Source organism: uncultured Campylobacter sp., from assembly GCF_937949835.1.
GTDB lineage: Bacteria > Campylobacterota > Campylobacteria > Campylobacterales > Campylobacteraceae > Campylobacter_B.
In genome coordinates this window covers 1-6,145 of sequence record NZ_CALEDC010000158.1, presented here as the reverse complement: position 1 = coordinate 6,145, position 6,145 = coordinate 1, and the positions used below count along the sequence as shown (strand labels likewise).

The following is a 6,145-nucleotide window of genomic DNA, read 5'->3' as shown; positions in this document are numbered from 1 at the left end:
TAACTTAAACTCTTGCTGCAAATCCAAGCCGTTCAGCATTCCAACCGTCTATAAAAAAACTTACTCCATACTTTTCTAAAATATCGATTTGCTTTTTTTTCGGGACTTTATTTTGCGTAAGCAATGACAGGACGCTGTTTTTATACAGGATAAAAGGCGCATAGTTTTCTTCATCCGGCACGGATAAAGTTAAATCTACCTTTATGTCCGACTTTGAATACAAAAATTGAAAATAGGCGGGATTTTCAATAAAAAAAGAAACATAGGCCGTGCCCAAATTTTTTAACAATTCGGAAGGCTTTTTGTTTTCGGCGATCGCGGCTTCGAGCGTTTTCGAAAAGCGCTCAGTGATGTGCAGCTGCATCGCGTTGAGCAATTCTTCTTTGTTGTGAAAATGACTGTATGGGGCGGCATGGCTTACCTTGCAGGCCGTCGCCGCTTTTCTCAGCGAAAAAGACTGTAGCCCGTCGGTATTGACGATTTCGATACCTTTTTCGATTAAAAGATTTTTTAATCCTTCGCGGTGATACGGCAAATTCAATTTTTGCATAAGTACTCCCTTTTAATCTTTACAGTGTCAAGATAATAGCGTAAAAACTTTACATTGTCAAGTTTAAAGCGTCGTGTAAAGCGATTTACAAAAGCCCGCGTTCGCGCATATAATTATGTTATGTTGTCGGATATCGAAATAGCGCAAAAAAATCGAATGCTTCCGATCGCGGACATCGCACAGCGCATCGGCATTGATGCGGACGGAATCGAACCGTTCGGACAGTGCAAAGCGAAACTCATCGCAGAAACGCTTCGTGCTTTACGAAAACGCGCTCTGGACGCAAGCGCGCGCCTCATCCTCGTTACCGCCGTAACGCCGACGAGTACGGGGGAGGGAAAGTCGACCGTTTCGATAGGGCTTGCCGATGCACTCAATAGGATCGGGAAAAAACGGTGCTTGCGCTCAGAGAGCCGTCTTTAGGCCCCTGCTTCGGCATAAAGGGTGGTGCGTGCGGTAGCGGAAGGGCGCAGATTGTTACGATGGAAGAAATTAATCTGCACTTTACCGGCGATATCCATGCGATTTCCGTAGCAAACAATTTGATTGCGGCTCTGGTCGATAATCACATTCATCACGGCAACGAACTCAAAATAGATCCCCGCACGATTTCGTGGAAGCGGTGCGTCGATCTCAACGACCGCGAACTGCGCAGCATCGTCGGACTCGGCGGCAGAATGAACGGAGTGCCACGGGGAGATCGCTTTTGCATTTCCGTCGCGAGCGAAATCATGGCGATCGTCTGTCTCTCGCGCACGATCTCGGAATTGAAAGAGCGTATCTCGAATATCGTCGTCGGCGAAAATTATGACAGAGAAAGCGTAACACAATAGCAAATAGGCAAGCAAATAGAACAAATTCCGTAAAGCGATCGTCCCATCTGCTTTCCAACCCGTCTCATTTTACGCCATGAAGCGTACCATATGCAAGCTATAAATGCCCTAGGGCTGGGGATATCCGTCAAGAGGCGATAGGCTCTTGACGGATATTTATAGTGTGTCTTTCTGTCGTGTTTTACCTTATTTAACTCTTTTGAGACGTTTTAGCACTCTATAGGAGTTCTCTTTTTTTGGGCGGTATTTTTTGTATATTACACATACACGTAAATTTGAAAATATACCCGCGTATTTTTAATCATCACATAACTATAAAAGCTATAAGCCTAAAAAATATTATCTCTTTGTGATTGCAATGCTCTATGACTTCTTTTAATATTATGAGATGTTTTAATACTATGGTGCTTTAATGCTTTAATCGCTGCAACTCTTAAGCTTCAATGCTTGCTTTTAGTGCTATGAGTGTAAAAAGCTTTTAGAATATCCACTTTATCCTTTTATTCATTATTTGGTCTTTTCATCGCTCTTTTATATTCCTATATCATTTGTTTGCTCCATAATCTGATGGATGGCTGCTTTGGTGTTTGTTGGTATGTGAATAGCTATCTGTTTTATATCGCATATTGCATTTACTTCTATGCTTTATAATTTTGCGATACTGCGAAGTGAAATTTTAAAATTTAGAGCAGCAAAAGACCTTGAAATTCGATATGGTAAAGCGATTTTAAATTTTAAATACTTCATAAAAGGGTAAAATGCGCCAAATTTTTATATGAGCAGGGGATTTGATGATAGATTGAGATAAAGGGCCGATAGCGGCAAAAACGATTACTTACTAAAAAATCTAGAAATTCTTGTATCCATTCTAAAATTTCAAGTCATATTTGAACAAATAAAAAACGGTAAATAGCCGCCTGCCCTCCTTCCCTACCTTACACTAAGCCCTTCGTCCAGGTATTTGATAACGGGGTAGATAAATAGCTCTATTACGTGTCTTTTGCCCACTTTTACTTCAGCCGTTACGCTCATACCGGGCTCGATCTCTTTTTTGATCCCATCTACGATCAAAAATGTAGAATCCGGTCTGATCTTTACTTCGTAAATTTCTCCCAGCTTCTCGTCATTTATCGCATCGTTTGCTATGTGGATTAGCTCACCTTCAAGTTTGCCGTATTTTTGAAAGTCGAAGGTCTGAACCTTAATCGCTACGCTTTGATTATTTTCCAGATAGCCTATGTCTTTATTAAGCACGTTCGCTTTAATGATCAAAGGCTTGTCGCTAGGCACTATAGAGATTAAATTTTCTTGATTTGTGATGGCGGTTCCTTGCGTATTTACTAGTAGCTTTCCTACAAAGCCGTCAACCGGAGAGGATATGATCTGCTGTCTGGTTTGAAACAAGATCGCGTTGATCTCTGCTTTTAGCGAGCTTGCTTCTTTCTGCTTAGCTAGCATCTCATCGAGCCACTTTGATATGCTTTGGCTTTTAAAGGCTTCAAGCTCTTTGGCTAGCTCATCTAAATTTGCCCTTTGTTCGGCGAGCTTCTCTTTTGAAATTTTAAGATTGGAGTTTAGCTCGATTACCTTGGATTTGAGCTCATATAGATCCTTGCGCGCTATTATATCTTTTACTTTATTTAGATTGCTTAGCCGCGCTTCATCTATCTTTAAAATTCCGCTTAGCCTCTCGACCTCCAAATTGGTGGAATTTATCCCCATTTGCAGAGCTTGCATTTTTAGATTATAGACGTTTATGCTCTCTTCGTAGTTTGATTTTTGCGTATTGTATAAGCTTAGCTCATCTGCGCTGATGTTAGCATCCAGACTCCTACCCGAGCTTAGAGCGTCGAGCCTTTTTATCGAGTATTCAAGTAAGGCTAGGCTTTCTTGCTTGGTGGATAAATTTACCGTAGAGACGCTAGGATCGATTAAGATTAGATGATCGCCCTTTTTTACTCTATCGCCCTCTTTTACTAAAATTTTAGAGACGACGCCGCTTTCGAGAGATTTTAAAATTTTAATCTCGCCATCGGGCACGACCTTGCCGTTAGCGCTTACTACGATATCAACCTTAGCAAACACCATCCATAGCACGGCAAATATTAGCGCGCCGCAAGCGATCCATAAGATAGATCTTCCCAAAGGGTTTTGCGGAGCATCCTCTATCTCGATCAATAAAGGCTTGAACTCGTTTGAATCATCCTCTATTCTTTTGAAAATTTTTAGCATTGTTTATCCCGTCTCGCTCTTCGGCCTATCCTAGCTGCTTATCATATAAGCTCTTGTAGTAGCCGCCCAGAGCCATTAGCTCCTCATGCTTTCCGCGCTCTACGATCTCACCCTTATCTAGCACTAAAATTTCATCGCAATTCTTGACGGAATTTAGCCTATGTGCGATGATGATGAAGGTTTTTCCCTTTTTGATCTCGCTTAAATTTTGATTGATGATGCTTTCGCTTTCATAATCAAGCGCGGAGGTCGCCTCGTCGAAGATCAAAATTTTAGGATTATTTATGAGCGCTCTAGCGATTGCGATGCGCTGTTTTTGTCCGCCACTAAGGCTCGAGCCGCGCTCGCCTACGAAGGTATCGTAACCTCCCGCAAGCTCTGCGATAAAATCATGAGCGCCCGCGATCTTGCTAACTCTGATGATCTCCTCCATACTCGCTCCGCTTGCGGCAAAGGCGATGTTTTCTTTGATACTGCCGCTAAATAGATAGTTTTCCTGAAGGACTACGCCGATGTTTTGCCTTAAAAGATATGGATTTAGATGTCTGATATCTATGGCGGCTATGTAAACAGCTACCGAGCTTTGCAGATAGAGCCGCTCGATCAGCTTCGTAATCGTGCTTTTGCCGCTGCCGCTTCTGCCGACTATGCCTACGCTTTTGCCCGGCTCTACGTGAAAGCTGATATCTTTTAGCACCAAATTTAGATCCGGTCTGTATCTGAAATTTACGGCGTCAAATTTTATATCTCCTTCTATATTATTTAGCGCAATAGGCTTATCGGTGCTCTGCTCGGTTGGAGTATTTAATATATCTCCTAGCCTATCTACGCTAAGAAGGGCTTGCTGAAACTCGTTCCAAAGTCCCACGAGTCTCATCACGGGAGCGCTAAATTGCCCCGCAAACATCTGAAAGGCGATGAGCTGACCGACGCTTAGCTTGCCTTCTATTACAAGCCCCACGCCGAAGTATAAAATGCAAAGCGTCATAAGCTTTTGAAGTGCTGAGGCAAAGCCGCTTGCGACGTTGCTTAAATTTGAAAGATTAAAAGATGAGCGGACGTATCTGCCTAGATTTTCCTCCCACATCTTTTGCATACTGCCCTCGATCGCTAGAGATTTTACCGTCTGCATTCCGGTTACTGCTTCTACGAGATAGGAGTTTGAAGCGGCTCCCATTTGAAATTTATCCTCCAGCCTCCTTCTAAGTACCGGCGTGATGAAAAAATAGATCGCAGCGATTACGCTTATAAATGCGATTGCAATCAGCGTGAGTTTAATGCTGTAAAGCAGCATCATAAAGACAAATACGAAGCTAAATAAAATATCAAGTAGCACGCTTACGCTTTTATTTGCGATAAACTCTCTTATGCTATCTAGCTCGCGCACTCTAGCAACGATGTTTCCTACCTTGCGATTCTCAAAGTAGGTCATCGGAAGCAGCGCTAAGTGGCTAAAAAGCTCGCTGCCTAGCCTAGCGTCGATTTTAGTGGTAGTGTGCGCGAATATATAATTTCTACTTAGACTTAAAAGCATCTCAAATATGATGGTCGCCAAAAATGCAAATGCAATTACGTTTAGCGTGCTAATGCTATGATGAGTTAAAACCTTATCGAGCACCACCTGCGTAAAAAGCGGCGTCACTAGACCGAAAAGCTGCATGATGAATGAAGCCAAAAGCACTTCAAATACCACTCTTTTAAAGCTTAGCATCCGCTTGTAAAACCAGGCAAAGCCGAATTTGATCTGAGAATTTAAAGTTTTATGAGCTAGCACGATAAACTCGCCGCTGCAAAGATCAAATAGCTCGCTCGCGCCCAGCTCTTTTACGGAATTTCCGCCGTCAAATACGATAAATTTAAGGGAAGCTTCTGGCGAGGATTTGGATTGAGGGGATTTGGATGAGTGGAAAATTTTAGCTTCTTTGGCGGAGGAATTGTATGAGCCCGCGGAGGAAGGATTTGCCGCGCCGCCGCCAGGGCTCAATATCTCCTTGGAATCTGCCGTATCTTTGGAATTTGCGCTATTTATATCAGCGGCCGTCTTGCTAGGATTTGCCGCTTTAATATCCGCTTCGCTTTGCTGTTCGATCTTTAGGACGTTAAAGTAGCTTCCGTCCTTTTTCTGAAGGATAAAGGGAGGCTTATAGCGCATCAAATTTGAAAGATTTAGCTTTTTGATTTTAGCCTTAAACTCGCAATGCTTAGCCATACGCACCAGCTCTTCGATCTGCGGCTCCTCGCTGCTTAGCGCAAATTTATTTATAAGCGCCTTGGCATCGAATGGGATATGATTTACGGCGGCTATCAGACCTAGCGAGCCCAGGGCGGTTTGCATTGGATACCTTTGAGTGAAATTTGAAGGAATTCTATTAAGTCTATTTGAAACGGGGCTTAAATTCGGAAGGAATTTTAAAGAAATTTAAGGGATTGAGAAAATTTGGGAAACTAATAATAGTACGGTGGGAATGAACGGCTAGGAAAGCGCTAAAAGTTTAAGAAGCCGCTTTAAAACAAAGCCTGGGAATATTTT

At 42.6% G+C, this 6,145-nt stretch carries 5 protein-coding genes; 2 read left to right on the top strand and 3 right to left on the bottom strand.

The features are described 5' to 3' along the window. Positions 1 to 4 precede the first annotated feature (4 nt). The gene (locus tag Q0256_RS03415; protein ID WP_297960054.1) at positions 5 to 550 is read right to left on the bottom strand and encodes a TetR/AcrR family transcriptional regulator; all 546 of its coding nucleotides are present in this window, start codon (positions 548 to 550) and stop codon (positions 5 to 7) included. A 120-nt stretch (positions 551 to 670) separates the two neighbouring features. On the opposite strand from Q0256_RS03415, the gene Q0256_RS11585 reads away from it, so the two are divergent. After that, complete coding sequence (locus Q0256_RS11585) at positions 671 to 973, top strand: formate--tetrahydrofolate ligase (protein WP_367271938.1); 303 nt, start codon at positions 671 to 673, stop codon at positions 971 to 973. Beyond that, entirely contained in the window at positions 946 to 1,383 is a 438-nt protein-coding gene (locus tag Q0256_RS03410) for a formate--tetrahydrofolate ligase (RefSeq protein WP_297960052.1), read from the top strand. The genes Q0256_RS11585 and Q0256_RS03410 overlap by 28 nt, the downstream gene beginning before the upstream one ends. Before the next feature lie 930 nt (positions 1,384 to 2,313). On the opposite strand, the gene Q0256_RS03405 is transcribed toward Q0256_RS03410, so the two are convergent. Then, positions 2,314 to 3,615, bottom strand: a complete 1,302-nt coding sequence (locus Q0256_RS03405) for an HlyD family type I secretion periplasmic adaptor subunit (RefSeq protein ID WP_297960050.1) — start codon at positions 3,613 to 3,615, stop codon at positions 2,314 to 2,316. Positions 3,616 to 3,640: 25 nt separating this feature from the next. After that, a complete protein-coding gene (locus tag Q0256_RS03400; RefSeq protein ID WP_297960048.1) occupies positions 3,641 to 5,950 on the bottom strand; it encodes a type I secretion system permease/ATPase in 2,310 nt (769 codons plus the stop codon). Between the last annotated feature and the right edge of the window lie 195 nt (positions 5,951 to 6,145).